Below are 20,411 nucleotides of genomic sequence, written 5' to 3'. Positions count from 1 at the left end.
CCCGATCACCGAAACCGCCTAGGTTTCACTGCTTTACAGTTCCACCAACCGCCGGCCCGATGTCGCATCGGTCTCGTCAGAGGCCCCCGATGTGACATCGGGCCGGTGTTGTTTCGTGTCCGATTCCGTTGTTGCAGGCGTCCACTATGTGGTATCGCAGACCAGGATGCGGTTTCCCTGTGAGGGCGGACTAAGCTGTGTGTGGTTAAAACACCCCCACACCCACCTACTCAGGGAGTTTGCACGTGAGCCAGCCAGGCCGTCCTGTAGTTCTGATCGCCGACAAGCTCGCGCCGTCCACCGTCGAGGCATTGGGCGACGGTGTGGAGGTGCGATGGGTCGACGGACCTGATCGACCGGCCCTGCTCGCGGCGGTGCCCGAGGCCGACGCGATCCTCGTCCGTTCCGCCACCACCGTGGACGCCGAGGTCCTGGCGGCCGGTACCAAGCTCAAGATCGTCGCCCGCGCCGGCGTCGGCCTCGACAACGTCGACGTGCCCGCCGCCACCGAGCGCGGTGTCATGGTCGTCAACGCCCCGACGTCCAACATCCACACGGCCGCTGAGCACGCCGTCGCGCTGATGCTCGCCACCGCCCGCCAGATCCCCGCTGCCGATGCCACCCTGCGCGACCGCGAATGGAAGCGCAGCAAGTTCAACGGTGTCGAGATCTTCGGCAAGACCGTCGGTGTCGTCGGCCTCGGCCGGATCGGCCAGCTGTTCGCGCAGCGTCTCGCCGCGTTCGAGACGCACGTCATCGCGTACGACCCCTACGTGTCGGCCGCCCGTGCCGCGCAGCTCGGCATCGAGCTCGTCACCCTCGACGAACTGCTCGAGCGCGCCGACCTCATCTCCGTGCACCTCCCCAAGACTCCCGAGACCAAGGGACTGCTCGGCACGGAGAACCTGGCGAAGACCAAGAAGGGCGTCGTCATCGTCAACGCTGCCCGAGGCGGTCTGATCGACGAGGCCGCGTTGGCCGAGGCCATCAAGTCGGGTCACGTGCGCGCCGCGGGCCTCGACGTGTTCGAGACCGAGCCCTGCACCGACAGCCCGTTGTTCGACCTGCCCGAGGTCGTCGTGACTCCGCACCTCGGTGCGTCCACGAGCGAGGCGCAGGACCGCGCCGGAACCGACGTCGCGAAGTCTGTACTGCTCGCTCTCGCAGGCGATTTCGTTCCCGACGCCGTCAACGTGTCCGGTGGCGCCGTGGGCGAGGAAGTTGCCCCGTGGCTCGAGATCGTCCGCAAGCAGGGTGTGCTCATCGGCGCCCTGTCGGGTGAACTGCCCGTCAACCTCTCCGTCGACGTGCGCGGTGAGCTCGCCTCCGAGGACGTCGAGGTGCTCGCGCTCTCGGCTCTGCGTGGTGTGTTCTCCGCCGTCATCGAGGACGCGGTCACGTTCGTCAACGCTCCCGCACTCGCGGAAGAGCGCGGCGTCACGGCCGAGGTCACCAAGGCCGCCGAGAGCCCCAACCACCGCAGCGTGGTGGACCTGCGCGCCGTGTTCGGCGACGGCAGTGTCATCAACGTCTCGGGCACGCTGACCGGCCCGCAGCAGGTCGAGAAGATCGTCAACATCAACGGCCGCAACTTCGAACTGCGCGCCGAGGGTCTCAACCTGGTGGTCAACTACACCGATCAGCCCGGCGCGCTGGGCAAGATCGGCACGCAGCTCGGCAACGCCGGCATCGACATCCAGGCTGCGCAGCTCAGCCAGGACGCCGAGGGCGAGGGTGCGACCATCCTCCTCCGCGTCGACCGGGAGGTGCCGAGCGAGGTGCGGGACGCGATCTCCACCGCCGTCGGTGCCACCAAGATCGAGCTCGTCAACCTGGCCTAATCCCCACTGTGCGCGTGTCACGACCCCCGTTGTCGTGGCACGCGCACAGCTCTATGTGAAGTGAGGCGTTCATGAAGCTTGCGGTCATTCCGGGTGACGGCATCGGTGTCGAGGTCACGGCCGAGGCGCTGAAGGTGCTGCGGAAGCTCGTACCCGATCTCGAGACCACCGAGTACGACCTCGGTGCCCGTCGATACAACGCCACCGGGGAGCTCCTCCCGGACGCCGATCTCGCGGCTATCCGCGAGCACGACGCGATCCTGCTGGGCGCCATCGGCGACCCGTCGGTGACGCCGGGTGTGCTCGAGCGGGGTCTGCTGCTGAACATGCGATTCGCGTTGGATCATCACGTGAATCTGCGTCCCTCGCAGCTCTATCCGGGATCGAAGTCGCCGCTCGCGGCGCAGCCGGACATCGATTTCGTGGTCGTGCGCGAGGGCACCGAGGGTCCGTACACCGGCAACGGTGGCGCGATCCGCGTCGGCACCCCGCACGAGATCGCGACCGAGGTGTCGATCAACACGTGGTTCGGTGCCGAGCGGGTGGTGCGTTACGCGTTCGCGCTCGCGCAGACCCGGCGTAAGCACGTCACCCTGATCCACAAGACGAACGTCCTCTCCAACGCCGGTGCGATCTGGACGCGTGCCGTGGAGACGGTGTCGGCCGAATACCCGGACGTGGAGACGGCGTACTGCCACATCGACGCGGCCACCATCTACATGGTCACCGATCCGTCACGCTTCGACGTGATCGTCACGGACAACCTGTTCGGCGACATCATCACCGACCTCGCGGGTGCGGTCACGGGAGGCATCGGACTGGCGGCGTCGGGGAACATCGACGCGTCGGGGACCAACCCGTCGATGTTCGAGCCGGTGCACGGCAGCGCCCCGGACATCGCCGGCCAGGGGATCGCGGATCCCACGGCGGCCATCCTGTCCGCGGCGCTGCTGCTGCGTCACCTCGGCCGGGACGGCGATGCCGCGCGCATCGAAGCTGCCGTCGAGGCCGATCTGGCGTCCCGCGGTGACTCGAAGGTCGTCACGTCGGAGGTCGGCGACCGGATCGCCGCCGCCCTCTAGGACCGCGATTCGATCTTGTCTCCCTCGATCCCCGTGGCCCGGTCTTCGGACCGGGCCACGGGGATCAGTGGTATCGAGGCGGCCGGAAATCCCGCAGCTATGGCGAAAGTCACCGGGAAGCCGACGATTCCGATCAGTGCGCCGAACACCGGGGGAACGATCGAGGCCGCGACGAACTGACCGGTGTTCTGGACGCCGAGCGCGCGCCCGCCCCAGAACGGACCCGCGATCTCGGCGACGGCGGTGAAGGCGAGGCCGTTCGGTGCCACGGTCGCGACGGACGCCGTCAGCAGCGCCGCGATCGCCAGCGGCGAGTCCAGCGCATCCGTCACGGCGAGCGCCGCCATCGACACTCCGCCTGCGACGGCGACCCAGCGAAGCGGACGCATGCGACTGCCCACCACGTCGGACCAGAAACCGACTCCCATCCGGCCGAACGCGCCGAGGATCTGGGCGACTGTCACGATCAGGCCTGCCGCCGTTGCTTCCCAATGTCTTTCGGAGATCAACCACACGAGCGCGTACGTCCATACCGTGTACTGGGGCACGACGAGCAGCACCGAGACGGCGTGGATGCGCCACAGTGTTCCGCTGTCGCGATACGGATTCGCGAGCATGCCGAGATCCTCCGCGGCGCTTCGGCTCGGCCGGGGCGGATCGACCACCCAGAGTGCACAGGCCAGCGCGGCAGTCGCGCACAGGGCAGCGGGCAGCGCGAGCGCCCATCCGATGCCGTGGTCGTGTGCGACCGAGGGGAGCGTCAGCGCAGCGCAGGCAATGCCCAGCGGCAGCGACATCTGCCGGATACCCATCGCCAGTCCGCGGCGCTCGGGCGGGAACCATCCGACGACGACGCGCCCGCTCGCGGCGTTCGCCGAGGCCGCCGCCATGCCGCCGAGCAGCAGGAAGGCTGCGGTGGCCGTGAGCGATCCGGACAGGGCCGCGCCGATTCCCGCGGCCGCTGTGGCCGCCATTCCGGCGGCCAGCACTCGGCGTTCGCCGTAGCGGTCGGCCAGGGCGCCCCACGCGATCAGCGTCAGCATGACTCCGAGGGTGGGTGCGGCGACGAGGAGTCCGGTGCGGGCGAGGCTGAGCCCGTGGTTCTCCTGGAGTTCGGGGATCAGGAAGGCGACGCCGTTGACGAAGACCGCCTGTGCGGCCTGGGCGAACATCCCGAGGGCGAGCATCCACCATCTGCGGGCAGTTCCGACGGCGGACGGCGTGTCGATCGATGCAGTCATGTCATCTCAATATCTAGGATTGAAGTCTCATATATTGGGGAACATGCGGAGTCTATACCTCGCGTCCCCCGGCGTCCCGGTACGGCGGTGAACCGGGGCCGATAGACTCGGCGCCATGCGTCTTGGTCGAGTGGCAAGTCCCGATGGTGTTGCGTTCGTCAGTATCGAGGGGGACGAGGAGTCCCGGATCGCGAAGGAGATCGCCGAGCACCCCTTCGGCACCCCCACTTTCACCGGCCGGAGCTGGCCGCTCGCCGATGTGCGACTGCTGGCCCCGATCCTCGCGAGCAAGGTCGTCGCGATCGGAAAGAACTACGCCGCCCACGCCGCCGAGATGGGGGGAGAGGCGCCTGCCGATCCTGTGATCTTCCTCAAGCCCAACACCTCGATCGTGGGCCCCGACGCCGCAATCGTCCTGCCGAAGTCCTCCAATGAAGTTCATTACGAAGGAGAACTCGCGGTCGTCATCGGCCGCCCCTGCAAGGACGTGCCCGCTGCCAAGGCTCTCGACGTGGTGCTCGGGTACACGGCCGCCAACGACGTGTCGGCCCGCGACCACCAGCGCCACGACGGGCAGTGGACGCGGGCGAAGGGCCACGACACGTTCTGTCCACTGGGACCGTGGATCGAGACCCGGCTCGACGCCTCCGACGTCGACATCACCACCGAGGTGGACGGAGTGGTGAAGCAGCGGAGCAACACTTCGCTTCTGCTGCACGACATTTCGAAGATCATAGAATGGGTGTCGGCTGTCATGACGCTGCTCCCGGGCGACGTCATCCTCACGGGCACCCCCGAAGGCGTCGGTCCGATCGTCGACGGCCAGAGCGTGAGCGTGACCATCGGTGGCATCGGCACCCTCACCAACCCGGTGACTGCCAAGCGCTGACGGCTCTCGTGTCGAAATCGGGAGCGGACTAGCCTGTAGGAGTCCGTTTTCCCAGCGTCGACCCAAGTGAGCCATGACCACAAGCGAAGTTCGCGTCCGTTTCTGCCCGTCGCCCACCGGAACCCCGCACGTGGGGCTCGTCCGAACCGCCCTGTTCAACTGGGCGTTCGCCCGACACAACGGTGGGTCGTTCGTGTTCCGCATCGAGGACACCGATGCTGCCCGTGACAGCGAGGAGTCGTACCAGGCGATCCTGGACGCGCTGCGCTGGCTCGGATTGAACTGGGACGAGGGCCCGGAGGTCGGGGGACCGTACGAGCCCTACCGTCAGTCCCAGCGACGGGACCTGCATCTGGACGTCGTCGCGAAGTTGCTCGCGGCGGGCGAGGCGTACGAGTCGTTCTCGACACCCGAGGAGGTCGAGGAGCGGCACAAGGCGGCCGGCCGCGATCCCAAGCTCGGCTACGACAACTTCGATCGTGATCTGACACCGGAGCAGCGGCAGGCGTTCCTCGACGAGGGCCGCAAACCCGTGGTCCGCCTCCGGATGCCGGACCACGACCTGACGTGGGACGACCTCGTGCGCGGCGAGACGACGTTCAAGGCCGGAACCGTTCCCGACTTCGCCCTCACCCGCGGCAACGGGATTCCGCTGTACACGTTGGTCAACCCCGTCGACGACGCGTTGATGAAGATCACACACGTCCTGCGCGGCGAGGACCTGCTGTCGTCGACGCCGCGGCAGCTCGCCCTCTACGAGGCAATGCAGCGGATCGGCGTGGCCGAGTTCACTCCGAAGTTCGGGCATCTGCCGTTCGTCATGGGACAGGGCAACAAGAAACTGTCCAAGCGCGACCCCGAGTCGAATCTCTTCATCCATCGCGATCGCGGTTTCGTCCCCGAGGGACTGTTGAATTACCTGGCGCTGCTGGGCTGGGGTATTTCCGACGACCACGACGTGTTCTCGCTGGACGAGATGGTCGCCGCCTTCGATATCTCCAAGGTCAATTCCAATCCGGCCCGGTTCGACCAGAAAAAGGCCGACGCGATCAACGCCGAGCACATCCGGCTGCTCGAGCCCGCTGATTTCGCGGCGCGCCTGCGCGCGTTCCTGACGCTCCACGGCCATCTCGGGGAGACCGTGGACGAGTCCGTCTTCGCGACCGCTGCCGAACTGGTTCAGACGCGCATCGTTGTCCTGTCCGACGCCTGGGACCTGCTGAAGTTCCTGTTCGTCGACGAGGCCGACTTCGCGATCGATCCTGCCGCCGCTGCCAAGAACCTGGGCGCCGACTCCGCACCCGTTCTGGACGCCGCCCTCGCGTCGCTGGACGCAGTCGAGGCGTGGGATGCGGCCTCACTGGAAGAGGCCCTCAAGACCGCTCTCGTGGACGAACTGGGCCTCAAGCCACGTAAGGCGTTCGCTCCGGTGCGGGTGGCCGTCACGGGCTCGCACATCAGCCCGCCGCTCTACGAATCGATGGAACTGCTCGGACGCGACGTTTCGCTGTCCCGGCTGCGCTCTGCGCGGGCCGGCATCGCCGGCTAGAACGCCGCTCTCGGGCCGAAAAGGGCGCAAAAACAGCCTCTGACCATACGATTTGGTAAATCCCGGCAGTAGGCTGGTAATCTCTTCTTCGGCCCGAGGCGGGCCGCAGAGCCCAGAAGCTCAGCGGTTCGAGAACGGCCATTGGGGTATGGTGTAATTGGCAACACAGCGGTTTCTGGTACCGCCATTCTAGGTTCGAGTCCTGGTACCCCAGCGGAAGTTCGGCCAATTTTGACTCCGAACTTCTGGAAGCTATGCTTGCTGAGCTTCCAAAGCAAGACAAAGTTCCTGGCCCCGTCGTCTAGCGGCCTAGGACGCCGCCCTCTCAAGGCGGTAGCGCGGGTTCGAATCCCGTCGGGGCTACAAAAAGAAACACCCTCCAAGAAATTGGAGGGTGTTTCTCTTTATTCGGACGATGTGTCGTTTATCCGGTCTTGCGGCGGAATTCGCGTTTGTGGTCGGCAGGGCCGTGGGCCTCGTGCGCCTTGGAATGTCCGTCCTTGTGATCGGTGGACAGCCCGGCCTGATGATTCTTCCGCTCGAGTGCTTCGCGGAATTTCTTTTTCGTGTCCTCGTTACTGGCGTCAGTCATGGTGAACTCCCTCGGGTAGTCGGTTCACTCTGTGAAGCTACGCCGAGGGCACCGAGAATGCTCCCGTTTTTCCGGCCCGGGATCAGGCGCGGCGGTCGGCCGTCTCCAGGTACGCGGCCGTGGTCCCGCCCACCGGCATCGCGGGCATGCCGAGCTTGGCGTGATCCCAGCTCCTGATGCGCTCGGGAACGATCCGCACGACAACCCGCTTGTACAGCAGCTGATCGATGGCGGGACGCAGATCGTCGGTGTAGGGCCCGGTGTAGCGTTCCCACACGCTGACCCCGACCGCGAACATCGCGTCCGGGTCCTCCACGATCTCCGCCCGGCCCTCGATGGAAATTCCGCGCAGGGTGTCGTACGTCTGGCCGTCCTCGATCAGGACGGTGACCCGATCGTCACGGCGCAGGTTGACCGCCTTCTGCGATTTCGACTTCGTCTCGAACCAGATCTCGCCGTCGATCACGGCGTACCACATGGCGACCAGATGAGGTCTGCCGTCCGCTGCCACCGTTGCGAGCGTGGCGATCCGGCTCCGATCTACGAATTCGGCGATCTCCGAATCCGTCATCGTGATCTGCGATCGTTGGTTCTTCCCCATCGGCTTCTCCTGTCGCGGTGAACGTCGGTCGTGAGTGGTCAGAGTCTCTTGTGCAACGCCTCCGCGGCGGCGAGCAGGTCGGCCGCCCACCGGGCCCCGGGGCGCCTGCCCATTCTGTCGATGGGTCCGGACACCGAAATCGCTGCGATGACAGCGCCGCCGGCATCCCGCACGGGTGCGGCGACACTGGCGACACCGGGTTCCCGCTCGGCGGCACTCTGTGCCCAGCCACGTCTGCGGACTTCGAGCAGCACGCGTTCGCCGAACGCCGCGTCGGGGAGAATCGCGCGCTGAGTCTGTGGGTCGGCCCAGGCGAGAAGGACCTTGGCGCCCGAGCCGGCGCTCATCGGCAGTCGTGCCCCGACGAGAACGGTGTCGCGGAGGCCCGTGGGCGGCTCCATCGCCGCCACACAGATGCGCTGCGTGCCTTCCCTGCGGTACAGCTGCACGCTCTCACCGGTGATCTCGCGCAGTCGCGGAAGGACGAGCGCCGCCGCCGAGACGAGCGGATCGTTAGCCGTTGCAGCGAGTTCGGCGAGGCCGGGACCGGGGCACCACAGCCCGTCGGAGTCACGGGTCAGGAGGCGGTGGACCTCGAGCCCGACGGCCAGCCGGTGGGCGGTGGCGCGGGGGAGTCCGGTGCGCGAGCACAGTTCGGTGAGGCTGCAGGGCTTCTCGGCCACGGCATGCAGCACGCCCACCGCTTTGTCAAGGACCCCGATGCCGCTATGCTGTCTCATAGGTCGATACCACTTTCTCGCATACTGGGATCATAGCGCACCTTCGCCTCACGTCGAGTGCGTGTCCGGGAAGAGGGTAACGACATCAAGCGCACGGCGGACCGGCCCGATGCCCGCGGTGCGAGAAGACACACAGAGGTGGAGAAGATGGCGGAGAAAGCACGCACCCTGGCAGAGAAGGTGTGGGAAGACCACGTCGTGGTCCGGGGTGAGGGAGACAACCCCGACCTCATCTACATCGACCTGCATCTCGTTCACGAAGTGACGAGTCCGCAGGCATTCGACGGACTCCGGCTGGCGGGGCGCCCACTGCGCCGGCCCGACCTGACGATCGCCACCGAGGACCACAACGTCCCCACCGTCGACATCGACAAGCCGATCGCAGACCCCGTGTCCAAGACTCAGGTGGACACGCTGCGGCGCAACTGTGAGGAATTCGGTGTCCGGCTGCACCCGATGGGAAACATCGATCAGGGCATCGTCCACGTCGTCGGACCCCAGCTCGGTCTCACCCAGCCCGGCATGACCGTGGTGTGCGGTGACAGCCACACGTCCACCCACGGCGCGTTCGGCGCGCTCGCGATGGGTATCGGCACCAGTGAGGTCGAACACGTCATGGCGACGCAGACGTTGTCGTTGCGTCCTTTCCGGACGATGGCGATCACCGTCGACGGCGAATTGCCCGAAGGCGTGACGAGTAAAGATCTCATTTTGGCTGTCATTGCGAAGATCGGAACGGGTGGAGGCCAGGGCTACGTCCTGGAGTACCGCGGCGAAGCGATCCGGAAGATGTCGATGGAAGCGCGGATGACCGTCTGCAACATGTCCATCGAGGCGGGTGCGCGAGCAGGCATGATCGCCCCCGACGAGATCACCTACGAGTTCATCAAGGGACGACCCCACGCGCCGAAGGGTGCCGACTGGGACGCCGCGGTGGAGGCCTGGGAGCAGTTGAAGACCGACGAGGGCGCGGTTTTCGACAACGAGGTCCACATCGACGCGAGCTCGCTGACGCCGTTCGTGACCTGGGGCACCAACCCGGGGCAGGGCCTGCCGCTCGGCGAGGCCGTGCCGAATCCGGCCGAGATCGTGGACGAGAGCGAGCGTCACGCCGCGGAGAAGGCGTTGACCTACATGGGTCTCGAAGCCGGAACTCCCTTGCGTGAGGTGGCGATCGACACAGTTTTCGTGGGTTCGTGCACCAACGGCCGGATCGAGGATCTGAGGGCCGTGGCCGACGTGTTGCGCGGCCGCCACGTCGCCGACGGGGTCCGGATGCTGATCGTGCCGGGCTCGATGCGCGTTCGCGCGCAGGCCGAAAAGGAGGGTCTCGGCGAGATCTTCACCGCCGCGGGCGCCGAATGGCGGCAGGCGGGGTGCTCGATGTGCCTCGGGATGAACCCGGATCAGCTCGCGCCCGGCGAGCGTTCGGCGTCCACGTCCAACCGCAATTTCGAAGGCCGTCAAGGCAAGGGCGGCCGGACTCACCTGGTTTCGCCGCTGGTCGCCGCCGCGACCGCAGTCCGGGGAACACTGTCCGCGCCGACAGATCTGGCCTAGGACCCAAGGAATTTAGGAGATTTTTCGATGGAATCCTTTAGCACACACAAAGGTATCGGCGTTCCGCTGCGGCGATCCAACGTGGACACGGACCAGATCATTCCGGCGGTCTACCTGAAACGAGTGACCCGCACCGGTTTCGAGGACGGTCTGTTCGCCGCGTGGCGAAACGATCCGAACTTCGTTCTGAACCTTGCCCCGTACGACAAGGGCAGCGTTCTGGTGGCCGGGCCCGATTTCGGCACGGGCTCCTCCCGGGAGCACGCCGTGTGGGCGCTATCCGACTTCGGATTTCGGGTCGTGATCGCGTCTCGCTTCGCGGACATCTTCCGAGGCAACGCCGGCAAGGCCGGTCTGCTGGCCGCTCAGGTGGCCCAGTCGGACGTCGAACTGCTCTGGAAGTTGCTCGACGAGCAGCCCGGTCTCGAATTGATTGTCGACCTCGAGAACAAGACTGTGACGGCCGGAACCACCGTGGTGCCCTTTGCGATTGATGACTACACGCGGTGGCGTCTGATCGAGGGTCTGGACGACATCGGATTGACATTACGGCAGGTAGAAGCCATTTCCGAGTTCGAAAAGTCAAGGCCTTCTTGGAAACCTGCGACTCTTCCGGAGCCCACTCCGGCCGACTGAAAGTTGGAATCGGAGCCCTGTCTGCCAGATAATAAGTTCCTGAGAATGGTGCCGCGTTGTATGAGAATTGGCGTGGCACATAGACTCCTGCGGTATTCAGGTTTACCGTAGTTCGTAGTCGGTCCGATGATGGACCATTAGTTCGCGGAGGAATTTCAATGAATAAGGCAGAGCTCATCGATGTTCTGACCGAGAAACTGGGCACGGACAGGCGCACGGCAACGGAAGCTGTCGAGCATGTCGTGGACACGATCGTCCGGGCAGTGCACCGCGGCGACAGCGTGACCATCACCGGTTTCGGTGTCTTCGAGCAGCGTCGTCGCGCGGCACGTGTCGCACGTAACCCGCGCACGGGTGAGACCGTCAAGGTCAAGCCGACGTCGGTGCCGGCGTTCCGCCCGGGCGCTCAGTTCAAGGCGGTTATCGCTGGCGGCCAGAAGCTTCCGGCCACCGGTCCGGCAGTCAAGCGCGGTGCAGCGGCACCCGCCACCAAGGCCGCCGCCAAGAAGGCTGCTGCCAAGAAGACGGCTGCCAAGAAGACCGCAGCCAAGAAGGCAGCTCCGGCCAAGACCGTGGCTGCCAAGAAGACTGCGGCCAAGAAGGCTCCGGCCAAGACCACGGCTGCAAAGAAGACCGTGGCGAAGAAGGTGGCTCCGGCCAAGACCGTGGCTGCCAAGAAGACCGCGGCCAAGAAGGCTCCGGCCAAGACTGCAGCCAAGAAGACCGCAGCAAAGAAGGCTCCCGCGAAGCGCGCCAAGTAATACAGCGCACACAGGACTGCCCGAACACAGACAGGCGCCGACCCTGGGGGTTGGCGCCTGTCTGTGTTCTCCTGGTGTCCCGGTGAACTCCGGCCGGCGGCTATCAGTCCTTCCGGGTGGGAGGCAGCGGACTGTCGATATGGTCGGCGGCGATGAGTTTGCCACCGGACAGCGAGAGCACCCAGGTGCTCGCCTTTCGGTTCCGCGCCGGGGGAAGCGCGATGCCGTCGATCTCCGCCCACCAGTCGAGCAGATCGGGAATGACGCCACCCTGACTGCAGATCACCTGAACTCCGCCGAGAGCGGCGATCTTGCGGACCCGTGTGCGAGTGGCCACCGGGTCGGCGGTGTAACTCTCCTCGGACAGCAGCGGATCCAACCGGACGGTCGTGTCCAACGCGCGTGCCAGCGGCTCGACCGTCTGTGTGCACCGCGTCCGGTCGGCCGACGTGATGTCCGTGGCTCCGAACGCCTCGAGCTGCGCGACGAGCGCTTCGGCCTGGAGTTGGCCGTTCGCATCCAGGGGCCGGGTGGTGTCGTCACCCTTGTACCGTTTCCGGCTTCCAGCCTTGGCGTGCCGGACCAGTAGCACGGTCGCGGTGTCGGGTGGCTGAGCCGTGAATCGACGGAGCATCTTGCGATCCATGGGATACGACAGCTGATCGGCGACCTCGGATACGGGAAGCCACCGCATTTCGTCCACTTCGCTGTTGGAGACGAATTCGCCGGCGCGGGCTTCTGCAGCCCAGTATTCGACTCGTTTCAATCGGCGGTGGCCCGGAATCGGATACGTCAACGCGCCGAGATGCCGGCCGAGACGCCCGCGAATTCCCGTCTCTTCTTCCACCTCACGCAGTGCGGCCACCACGGCGGTCTCGCCGGGGTCGAGCTTTCCCTTGGGAAATGACCAGTCCTCGTATTTGGGCCGGTGAATGAGCGCGATCTCGATCTCGTCGGGATTGCCGGGAGATTTTCGCCACAGCACGGCGCCCGCGGCGAAGATATTGGCTTTGACCGGTTTGCCGGGTGAACTGCTCACCGAGTTCCTTCCTTCTTCCGCGGATTCGCCGCGATCAGGATCCGGTGCCCATTCGTTTGCGCATCATGGCCTCCTGGTGGTCGCGAACCTCCTCGCCGTGGGCAGGCGACGGAACCCACCGGCCGTCGGCCCCGAGCACCCAGCACCGCGTGACGGGATCGAGCGCGGAATCGACGATCTCGCCTATCTGAGCGGTGAGTCGAGGATCTTTCACCTGCGCCATGACCTCGACGCGTCGGTCGAGGTTGCGGTGCATCATGTCTGCGCTGCCGATCCAGAATTCGTCGGCGCCGCGGAAATGGAAGACGCGGGAATGCTCGAGGAAACGTCCGAGAATCGACCGGACGTGGATGTTCTCGCTCAGGCCGGGAACTCCGGGTTTGAGGGCGCAGATGCCACGCACGACGATCTCGACGGGCACACCGGCCTTGGATGCGCGATAGAGCGAGTCGATCACCTGTTCGTCGACCAAGGCGTTGGCCTTCAGCAGGATTCCGGCGTCCTCGCCCCGCAGCTTGTGCGCGATCTCACCGTCGATCCGCTCGATGATTCCCCGGCGCACGCCGTACGGCGCGACGAGGAGGTTGCGGTACTGCGTCTTCCGCGAGTAGCCGGTGAGGGAATTGAACAGGTCGGTGAGGTCTGCGCCGATCTCGGGTGCCGCGGTGAGCAGGCCGATGTCTTCGTACAGCCGGGCGGTCTTCGGGTTGTAGTTGCCGGTACCGATGTGGCAGTAACGCCGGATGGTGGACCCTTCGCGGCGGACGACGAGGCACGTCTTGCAGTGGGTCTTGAGCCCGACCAGTCCGTACACCACGTGCACCCCCGCGTGTTCGAGCTTGCGGGCCCATTTGATGTTCGCCTGCTCGTCGAATCGCGCCTTGATCTCGACCAGTGCCACAACCTGTTTGCCCGCCTCGGCGGCGGTGATCAACGCGTCGACGATGGGGGAGTCGCCGGAAGTGCGGTAGAGAGTCTGCTTGATCGCCAGAACCTGGGGGTCGGCCGCAGCCTGTTCGATGAAGCGCTGGACGCTCGTGGAGAACGAGTCGTACGGGTGGTGGACCAGGACGTCGCCGTCGCGGAGGGTGGAGAAGACGCTCTTGGGCGTTTCTCGCTCGCCGAACGCCGGATGCGTTGCCGGGACGAACGGTGCGTCCTTGAGGGCCGGCCGGTCGACCGCGTACACCTGCCAGAGGCACGACAGATCCAGCAGTCCGGGTACCTGGATGACGTCACCGGGATCGACGTCGAGTTCGCGCAGGAGGAGTTCGAGCATGTGCTCGGTCATGTCGTCCGCGACCTCGAGTCGCACCGGTGAACCGAAGCGGCGGCGGGCCAACTCACGCTCGAGCGCCTGCAGGAGATCTTCGTCGCGGTCTTCCTCGACCTCGAAATCGGCGTTGCGTGTAATCCGGAATGCATGGTGCTCCACGATCTCCATGCCCGGGAACAGCATGTCGAGGTGTGCGGAGATCAGATCTTCCAGGGGCAGGAACGCGTCGATGGAGGAGGGAGTCTCGTCGCGGCGGACGCGGACGAACCGGCCCACGTTGTCCGGAACCTTGACCCTCGCAAAGTGTTCGCCACCGGTGACCGCATCCTTCACCGTCACCGCGAGGTTGAGACTCAGGCCGCTGATGTACGGGAACGGGTGGGCGTGGTCGACGGCGAGCGGAGTGAGTACGGGGAAGATCTGGTCCTGGAAATGCACCGACAGGCGCTCGCGGTCGTCGTCGGTGAGATCGTCCCATCCGATGATGGAGATCCCTTCGGCGGCAAGCGCGGGACGAACGGAGTCGAGGAAGACCCGGGCGGCCTTCTCCGAGATCTCCTGGGTCCGGGTCGCGATCAGCGAGAGCTGTTCACGGGGGGAGAGACCGTCGGCGGACCGGACGGACAGCCCGGTCTCGTCGCGGCGCTTGAGTCCGGCGACGCGGACCATGAAGAACTCGTCCAGATTGGACGCGAAGATGGCGAGGAACTTGGCGCGTTCGAGCAGCGGCAGCGACGTGTCCTCGGCGAGGGCGAGAACCCGGGCATTGAAATCGAGCCAACTGAGTTCGCGGTTCAGGTAACGATCTTCGGGGAGCCCGTCGGTCAGTGCGCTCGTGAGGGCACTCGTGGCAGCGGGGGGCGCCATGGGAACGTTCGTGGGATTCGCCGTGACGATGCCGTCGCGGGTTCCGTTCTTTCCGTCGACGTCGGTCTGCTGGTCGAGTGCTTCTCGGTTACTCACCCCACGATCATCCCTCGAGAATTCGGCCGCGGACAATCGATGGGGCAAATTCACGCGGGGTGCGTTGCCTACTCGTTTCCGCAGCGCGAGGGGACGGTGTGTTCGAGCGCGTCGAGTGCGGCACGCGTCGCAGGTCCGACGCCGAGAGCCTGCGCGGCATCGAGATCGTCGGCGGTGTCGACGTCGGTCCGCAGACCCGGCCAGTGCCCGTCGAGGGGACGGGCCCCGGATTCGAGATGCCGCTTCGCCGATCCGGGTCCGAACCGGGGATCGAGCGGAATTTCCGGGTCGCAGGAGAACAATGCGGCGGTTCCGGTGCCGTGATGATCGACGACCACCGACCTGCCGCCGGTTCTCGCCGCGGCGAGTGCTTCACCGAATTCGCCGCCGCGCAGAGACGGAAGATCGGCCTGGAGTGCGACGACGTCGACTCCGCGCTCGTTGCTGCGGACGTGCTCGGCCGCCGCCGACAGCGCCGCGTTGAGACTGTGCTCGGTACCGGTCTCGTCCGGCCGGTCTTCGGCGGACACGGGTGCGGGGTCGGCGTAGACGTGCGCGCCGACACTGCGTGCGAGCCGCGCCACCGCGGGGTCCGGCGTGACCACGGTGACACCGACGACCGTCGCGACGTCGCTGACGACGGCGAGAGTGTCGCGCAGCATCGACAGCACCAGTCCGGTGCGGTCGTCCGTGTCGAAGACTCCCGACAGCCGCGTCTTGGCCGCGTGGAGTTCCTTCACCGCGACGAGTACGTGCGCGCGCGGCGCCACGGATCGGGTCGCTGTGCTCATGCGGATATCTTGCCAGCCCGCGCGGGGTGGTGCTCCGGACGCCCGGTCGTGGCTGAGCAGCGAACGAGTTCGGTAGCGGGGCGGCGCTCGACCTCGGCATCGGCAATACTGTGGGCGACGCATCGGGTAACGAACGACGAGGGGGCTGTGTGAGCAAGGCTGCGGTACTGGGAGCGGGTTCATGGGGGACTGCATTTGCGAAGGTCCTGGCCGACGCCGGGACCGATGTCACCATGTGGGCGCGACGCGGTGAGGTCGCCGAGTCGATCGTGTCGCGGCACGAGAACACGGACTACCTGCCGGGCATCGCCCTGCCTCCGTCGTTGACCGCCACCGACGACGCGCGGGCCGCACTCGACGGCGCCGACATCGTCGTCCTCGCGGTGCCGTCGCAGTCCCTGCGCGACAATTTGCAGGTCTGGAGTCCGATGATCCCCGAGAACGCCACCCTCCTGAGCCTCGCCAAGGGCATCGAGACCGGCACCCTCATGCGGATGAGTCAGGTGATCATCCAGGTCACCGGCGCAGACCCCGGGCGGGTCGCCGTCCTGTCCGGGCCCAATCTGGCCCGGGAGATCGCGATCGGTCAGCCGGCGGCGACGGTCGTCGCGTGCACGGATTCGACGCGGGCGCTGGAACTGCAGAAGGCCTCGGCCACCGGATACTTCCGTCCGTACACGAATTCGGACGTCATCGGGTGCGAGATCGGCGGCGCCTGCAAGAACGTCATCGCCCTCGCCTGCGGTATGGCATCGGGAATCGGTTTGGGAGAGAACACGATTGCGAGCATCATCACTCGCGGTCTGGCCGAGATCATCCGGCTGGGAGTAGCACTCGGTGCGAAACCTGCCACCCTCGCGGGTCTCGCGGGAGTGGGCGATCTGGTTGCCACGTGCACGTCGCCCCTATCGCGCAATCGGTCGTTCGGTGAACGCCTCGGCCAGGGTGGTTCGATCGAGAGTGCCCAGGCGGCCACTCACGGTCAGGTCGCCGAGGGCGTCAAATCGTGCTCGTCGGTGCGGGCTCTCGCCGCCAGTTACGACGTCGAGATGCCGTTGACCGATGCCGTGCACCGGGTGTGCCACGAGGGCCTCGTGGTGCAGGACGCGATCGGTCAGCTGCTCGGCCGCCGCACGAAGCCGGAGTGAGCTCGTGAGTGGTGATTCCACCCGCTGCGTCAAAGCCGTTGCCGCAGAAAATGTTCCCGGCTCACCGATGCAGAGGGGTCCGGTTTTCGCTGCGCCGTATCAGCTGAGCGCGGACGAGGGAACCGAGTCCGACACCTACGCGCGTGCCTCCAATCCGGGCTGGCGCGACCTCGAATCGGCGCTGGCGACGCTCGAGGGCGCCGCGGGCGCACTCGTCGTCGGCTCCGGGATGTCGGCGGTCACCGTCGTGCTCAGGAGTCTGCTCACCGCCGGTGACACCGTCGTCGTTCCGTCCGACGGTTATTACCAGGTGCGCGCGTACGCGCGGGAGCGCCTGGAGCCGATGGGCATCACCGTGCACGAACTGCGGACCGCCGACATGGCCGGCGAGGCGGCCGCCGCACTGCTGGCGTCCGCCGAGGGGACGACGGTGGTGGTGGCCGAGACTCCGGCCAACCCCTCCCTCGACGTGGTGGATCTGCGCGCCGTGTCCGAGCAGTGCGCCAACGCGGGCGCCGTTCTCGTGGTGGACAACACGACCGCCACCCCACTCGGCCAGCAGCCGCTCGCACTCGGCGCCGACGTGGTAGTCGCCAGCGGCACAAAGACTTTGAGCGGGCACAGCGATCTCCTCATGGGGTACATCGCCGCGTCGGACGCCGACTTCCTGGCCGGAATGGAACGCGAGAGGGCGCTGTCGGGCACGGTGCTGGGGCCGTTCGAGACGTGGCTCGCCCACCGGAGTCTCGGGACGGCCGGTCTGAGATTCGAGCGTCAGTGCGCCAACGCCCTCGCCCTCGCGGCCTTGCTCGAGTCGCATCCGGCGGCTCACCGCGTCCGGTACCCGGGACTGCCCGGAGATCCTGCACACGCCGTCGCCGCCGGTCAGATGCGTCGATTCGGCGGGCTGGTGAGCTTCGAGGTGGACTCCGCCGAACAGTTCCACCGACTCGTGGCCGGAAGTGAGCTCCTCGTGCCTGCGACGAGCTTCGGCGGCATCCACACCACCGCCGACCGCCGGGCCCGGTGGGGTGACCCCGTGCCCGACGGATTCGTGCGGATCTCGTGTGGAATCGAGGACACCGAAGACCTCGTCGCCGATCTCGAACAGGCCCTGTCCGCATTGTGAGTGCGGGACCCGACGTGTCGTGAGGTCGGCGAAGGAAATATGAGGAGAGGTGGGTGCGGTGAGCGTGTCACGGCGACGGTACGGTTTGTGTCGTGAGTAAACCGCGTACCCGGGTAGCCGTCATCTTCGGTGGCCGCAGCAACGAGCATTCCGTGTCCTGTGTGTCGGCCGGAAGCGTCCTGAGGAACCTCGACCCGGAACGGTACGAGGTGGTGCCGATCGGCATCACCACCGAGGGCTCGTGGGTCCTCGGCTCCACCGACCCCGAGACGCTGGCCATCCGCGGCCGCGCACTCCCCAGCGTCGACGCAGACGGGTCCGCACTGGCCCTCACCGCCGACCCGACGCGGTCCGGCGACCTCGTCGCCCTCGACGACGGCGAAGCGGGCAAGATCCTGGCCTCGGTCGACGTCGTCTTCCCCGTCCTGCACGGCGCTTACGGCGAGGACGGCACGATCCAGGGGCTGCTCGAACTCGCAGGTGTCCCGTACGTCGGTCCCGGCGTGCTCGCCAGCGCGGCCGGTATGGACAAGGAATTCACGAAGAAGCTGCTCGCCGCGGAAGGCCTGCCCGTCGGGTTCCAGGTCGTCCTCCGCCCGGGCACCACCACGCTGACCGACGAACAGAAGTCCCGCCTCCACCTCCCGGTATTCGTGAAGCCGGCCCGCGGCGGATCGTCGATCGGCATCACCCGGGTGGCCGAGTGGGCCGGGCTCGACGACGCCATCGCCCACGCCCGTCTGCACGACCCGAAGGTCATCGTCGAATCCGGGATCGTCGGCCGCGAGGTCGAGTGCGGAGTCCTCGAGTTCCCGGACGGCGACGTGCGGGCCAGCGTCATCGCCGAGATCCGGATGCCGGAAGGTGCGGACGACGACGAGGCGTTCTACGACTTCGACAGCAAATACCTCGACGACGTGTGCGAGTTCGACGTACCCGCGAAACTCGACGAATCGGTCAGCGAAGAGATCCGCGAACTCGCGGTGCGCGCGTTCTCCGCGCTCGACTGCCAGGGACTCGCGCGCGTCGACTTCTTCGTGACCGAGGACGGCCCGGTGATCAACGAGATCAACACGATGCCCGGATTCACGTCGATCTCGATGTACCCGCGCATGTGGGGTGCGGTGGGCGTCGACTACGGCACCCTCGTCTCGACCCTGGTCGACACCGCCCTCGCGCGCGGCATCGGCCTCCGCTAGAGAAACGGCGGTCCGGCGCTCAGGGATTCGCCACAGGCGCCGGATCGAGGGGTTTCTGCGGCAACGCCCGCGACACCGCGCCGGAAATGTCCTGAAGCGGCGTCGGTCCCACCCCGGTGGGAACCGTGAGTCCGATGTACACGCCGCGGTCGACGGCGAAATAGCTGCTCGCGTCGATTCCGGCGCTCGCGCCCGAGATCTCGAACCACTGAACTCCGTCGATCACCTGCAGCGGCGAAGCCTGATCGAACTCCGCGGGACGGTCCAGACCACAACGCAGGACGAGTGGTTCGCCCTCGGCCGGCTGCCACGCGGCGGTCGCCTCGGGTGCGGGTTCGGTGAGTTCGGCGCGTGTGTAGTCGCCCAGCGCGTCGGGGAGGCCCGCCATCAGGGTGGCGCACTCCGCGGAGCCGGATGTGGGCGCGGGCACGGGGCCCAGCGACACGGGTTCCTTCACCGGGTTCCGGCCGGCGAACACCGCCGCGACGACGATGCCGATGACCAGGGCCACGGGAAGCGCCACGGCCGTCGCGATGAGTGCGGGATTGCGCCGCTCCGCGGGAACCGGGTCGGAGTTGCCGGCGGGTGTGCTCTGTTCGGGTTCGAGGTCGGACATGCTCAGTTCTTGTTCGCAGACTTTTCGGGGACATCGCAGGTGAGGGTGCGGGTGATGCCGGAGACCTGACGGATCTCCTTGACGACGGGGGCGACGTCGTCAGCGGACACCCGCACGATGACGTCGTACGGTCCGACCACGTCCTCGGCGGTCCGGACTCCGGTGATCTTCGCGATCTCGGTCGCGATCGCCGCAGCCTTGCCGACTTCGGTCTGGATCAGGATGAACGCTTGCACTCTCGCTCCGGCCCTTCCCTGCTCCGCGCCGCATGATCTCGGTAGAGTCGCGGGTGCTTCGGCGCGCTGATCGGTCACGTGCCGAGAAGTCCCGGCAACAGCTAAAAGGTACCGCAGTCGCACATTCCGTCGACCGGACCCACAGCCGCTGCCCGGGCCACCCGACACTGGAGGCACACCATCACACCCACGGATTCCCCGGACCCGAACCCGCCCCTCACCGTCGCCGACGTCGGCGAGTTCGCCGTGATCGGCCGAGCGGTGGAGGGACGGGTGCAGCCCCCGTCCACCCTGATCGGCCCCGGCGACGACGCCGCCCTCGTCCGGGCGGACGACGGCCGGGTGGCGGTGTCCGCCGACATGCTGGTGCAGGACAGGCATTTTCGGCTCGACTGGTCGTCGCCGCGGGACGTGGGCCGCAAAGCGGTGGCACAGAACGCGGCCGACGTCGCGGCGATGGGGGCGCGGCCCACCGCTTTCCTGGTTTCCCTCGGCCTGCCGCCGGACACGTCGATCGACGTG

20 protein-coding genes and 2 tRNA genes are annotated in these 20,411 nt (G+C 66.6%); 13 read left to right on the top strand and 9 right to left on the bottom strand.

Annotation, left to right across the window (positions count from 1 at the left end):
- Window positions 1–245: 245 nt before the first annotated feature.
- Entirely contained in the window at window positions 246–1,841 is a 1,596-nt protein-coding gene (serA, locus tag AZG88_RS24770; protein WP_005240386.1) for a phosphoglycerate dehydrogenase, read from the top strand.
- 71 nt (window positions 1,842–1,912) lie between these two features.
- A complete protein-coding gene (locus AZG88_RS24765) occupies window positions 1,913–2,923 on the top strand; it encodes a 3-isopropylmalate dehydrogenase (RefSeq protein WP_005240388.1) in 1,011 nt (336 codons plus the stop codon).
- Here AZG88_RS24765 and AZG88_RS24760 read toward each other — a convergent pair.
- Complete coding sequence (locus AZG88_RS24760; protein WP_061041986.1) at window positions 2,920–4,164, bottom strand: MFS transporter; 1,245 nt, start codon at window positions 4,162–4,164, stop codon at window positions 2,920–2,922. The genes AZG88_RS24765 and AZG88_RS24760 overlap by 4 nt on opposite strands.
- A gap of 115 nt (window positions 4,165–4,279) precedes the next feature.
- Between AZG88_RS24760 and AZG88_RS24755 the strand changes: the two genes are divergently transcribed.
- The 4 genes from AZG88_RS24755 to AZG88_RS24740 all read left to right on the top strand — a co-directional run bounded on the left by AZG88_RS24755 (window position 4,280) and on the right by AZG88_RS24740 (window position 6,965).
- Entirely contained in the window at window positions 4,280–5,053 is a 774-nt protein-coding gene (locus tag AZG88_RS24755; protein WP_061699491.1) for a fumarylacetoacetate hydrolase family protein, read from the top strand.
- Window positions 5,054–5,126: 73 nt separating this feature from the next.
- Window positions 5,127–6,602 carry a glutamate--tRNA ligase gene (gene gltX / locus AZG88_RS24750; protein ID WP_061041987.1) on the top strand — a complete coding sequence of 492 codons (1,476 nt, stop codon included), beginning with the start codon at window positions 5,127–5,129 and terminating at the stop codon, window positions 6,600–6,602.
- Window positions 6,603–6,744: 142 nt separating this feature from the next.
- Window positions 6,745–6,816 (top strand) — tRNA-Gln (locus AZG88_RS24745).
- Between the two features lie 76 nt (window positions 6,817–6,892).
- Window positions 6,893–6,965 (top strand) — tRNA-Glu (locus AZG88_RS24740).
- A 61-nt stretch (window positions 6,966–7,026) separates the two neighbouring features.
- On the opposite strand, the gene AZG88_RS52840 is transcribed toward AZG88_RS24740, so the two are convergent.
- The 3 genes from AZG88_RS52840 to AZG88_RS24730 form a co-directional block, all read right to left on the bottom strand.
- Window positions 7,027–7,194, bottom strand: a complete 168-nt coding sequence (locus AZG88_RS52840) for a DUF5302 domain-containing protein (protein WP_005240394.1) — start codon at window positions 7,192–7,194, stop codon at window positions 7,027–7,029.
- An 82-nt stretch (window positions 7,195–7,276) separates the two neighbouring features.
- A complete protein-coding gene (locus tag AZG88_RS24735; protein ID WP_005240396.1) occupies window positions 7,277–7,795 on the bottom strand; it encodes a pyridoxamine 5'-phosphate oxidase family protein in 519 nt (172 codons plus the stop codon).
- 38 nt (window positions 7,796–7,833) lie between these two features.
- Window positions 7,834–8,535 (bottom strand): IclR family transcriptional regulator, encoded by a 702-nt coding sequence (locus AZG88_RS24730; protein ID WP_005240398.1) that lies wholly within the window; start codon window positions 8,533–8,535, stop codon window positions 7,834–7,836.
- A 138-nt stretch (window positions 8,536–8,673) separates the two neighbouring features.
- Here AZG88_RS24730 and leuC point away from each other — a divergent pair, with 138 nt between their 5' ends.
- The 3 genes from leuC to AZG88_RS24715 all read left to right on the top strand — a co-directional run bounded on the left by leuC (window position 8,674) and on the right by AZG88_RS24715 (window position 11,492).
- The gene (gene leuC, locus AZG88_RS24725) at window positions 8,674–10,095 is read left to right on the top strand and encodes a 3-isopropylmalate dehydratase large subunit (RefSeq protein ID WP_025432333.1); all 1,422 of its coding nucleotides are present in this window, start codon (window positions 8,674–8,676) and stop codon (window positions 10,093–10,095) included.
- Window positions 10,096–10,122: 27 nt separating this feature from the next.
- Complete coding sequence (gene leuD, locus AZG88_RS24720; protein ID WP_061041988.1) at window positions 10,123–10,731, top strand: 3-isopropylmalate dehydratase small subunit; 609 nt, start codon at window positions 10,123–10,125, stop codon at window positions 10,729–10,731.
- Between the two features lie 158 nt (window positions 10,732–10,889).
- The gene (locus AZG88_RS24715) at window positions 10,890–11,492 is read left to right on the top strand and encodes an HU family DNA-binding protein (RefSeq protein WP_025432334.1); all 603 of its coding nucleotides are present in this window, start codon (window positions 10,890–10,892) and stop codon (window positions 11,490–11,492) included.
- A 103-nt stretch (window positions 11,493–11,595) separates the two neighbouring features.
- Here the strand turns inward: AZG88_RS24715 and AZG88_RS24710 are convergent, their stop codons facing one another.
- The 3 genes from AZG88_RS24710 to cofC all read right to left on the bottom strand — a co-directional run bounded on the left by AZG88_RS24710 (window position 11,596) and on the right by cofC (window position 15,540).
- Window positions 11,596–12,531 (bottom strand): NUDIX hydrolase, encoded by a 936-nt coding sequence (locus AZG88_RS24710; RefSeq protein ID WP_005240406.1) that lies wholly within the window; start codon window positions 12,529–12,531, stop codon window positions 11,596–11,598.
- Between the two features lie 34 nt (window positions 12,532–12,565).
- Window positions 12,566–14,770: an RNA degradosome polyphosphate kinase gene (locus AZG88_RS24705; protein ID WP_005240409.1), complete on the bottom strand. Its 2,205-nt coding sequence runs from the start codon at window positions 14,768–14,770 to the stop codon at window positions 12,566–12,568.
- Window positions 14,771–14,838: 68 nt separating this feature from the next.
- The gene (cofC, locus tag AZG88_RS24700) at window positions 14,839–15,540 is read right to left on the bottom strand and encodes a 2-phospho-L-lactate guanylyltransferase (protein ID WP_442971747.1); all 702 of its coding nucleotides are present in this window, start codon (window positions 15,538–15,540) and stop codon (window positions 14,839–14,841) included.
- A gap of 170 nt (window positions 15,541–15,710) precedes the next feature.
- Here cofC and AZG88_RS24695 point away from each other — a divergent pair, with 170 nt between their 5' ends.
- The 3 genes from AZG88_RS24695 to AZG88_RS24685 all read left to right on the top strand — a co-directional run bounded on the left by AZG88_RS24695 (window position 15,711) and on the right by AZG88_RS24685 (window position 19,037).
- Window positions 15,711–16,709: an NAD(P)H-dependent glycerol-3-phosphate dehydrogenase gene (locus AZG88_RS24695; RefSeq protein WP_005240412.1), complete on the top strand. Its 999-nt coding sequence runs from the start codon at window positions 15,711–15,713 to the stop codon at window positions 16,707–16,709.
- 4 nt (window positions 16,710–16,713) lie between these two features.
- Entirely contained in the window at window positions 16,714–17,838 is a 1,125-nt protein-coding gene (locus AZG88_RS24690; protein WP_005240414.1) for a cystathionine gamma-lyase, read from the top strand.
- A gap of 92 nt (window positions 17,839–17,930) precedes the next feature.
- Entirely contained in the window at window positions 17,931–19,037 is a 1,107-nt protein-coding gene (locus AZG88_RS24685) for a D-alanine--D-alanine ligase family protein (RefSeq protein ID WP_005240416.1), read from the top strand.
- Window positions 19,038–19,056: 19 nt separating this feature from the next.
- Here the strand turns inward: AZG88_RS24685 and AZG88_RS24680 are convergent, their stop codons facing one another.
- Window positions 19,057–19,653, bottom strand: a complete 597-nt coding sequence (locus tag AZG88_RS24680) for a DUF3515 domain-containing protein (RefSeq protein ID WP_025432336.1) — start codon at window positions 19,651–19,653, stop codon at window positions 19,057–19,059.
- A gap of 2 nt (window positions 19,654–19,655) precedes the next feature.
- Window positions 19,656–19,889, bottom strand: coding sequence for an Lrp/AsnC ligand binding domain-containing protein (locus AZG88_RS24675; protein WP_005240420.1), 234 nt, complete (start codon window positions 19,887–19,889; stop codon window positions 19,656–19,658).
- A gap of 246 nt (window positions 19,890–20,135) precedes the next feature.
- On the opposite strand from AZG88_RS24675, the gene AZG88_RS24670 reads away from it, so the two are divergent.
- A partial coding sequence (locus tag AZG88_RS24670) for a thiamine-phosphate kinase (RefSeq protein WP_331712297.1) occupies window positions 20,136–20,411 on the top strand: 276 nt, incomplete at its 3' end.

Source organism: Rhodococcus sp. LB1 (genome assembly GCF_001583455.1).
Classification (GTDB): domain Bacteria; phylum Actinomycetota; class Actinomycetes; order Mycobacteriales; family Mycobacteriaceae; genus Rhodococcus_F; species Rhodococcus_F opacus.
This window is presented reverse-complemented; position numbering and strand designations above follow the sequence as displayed.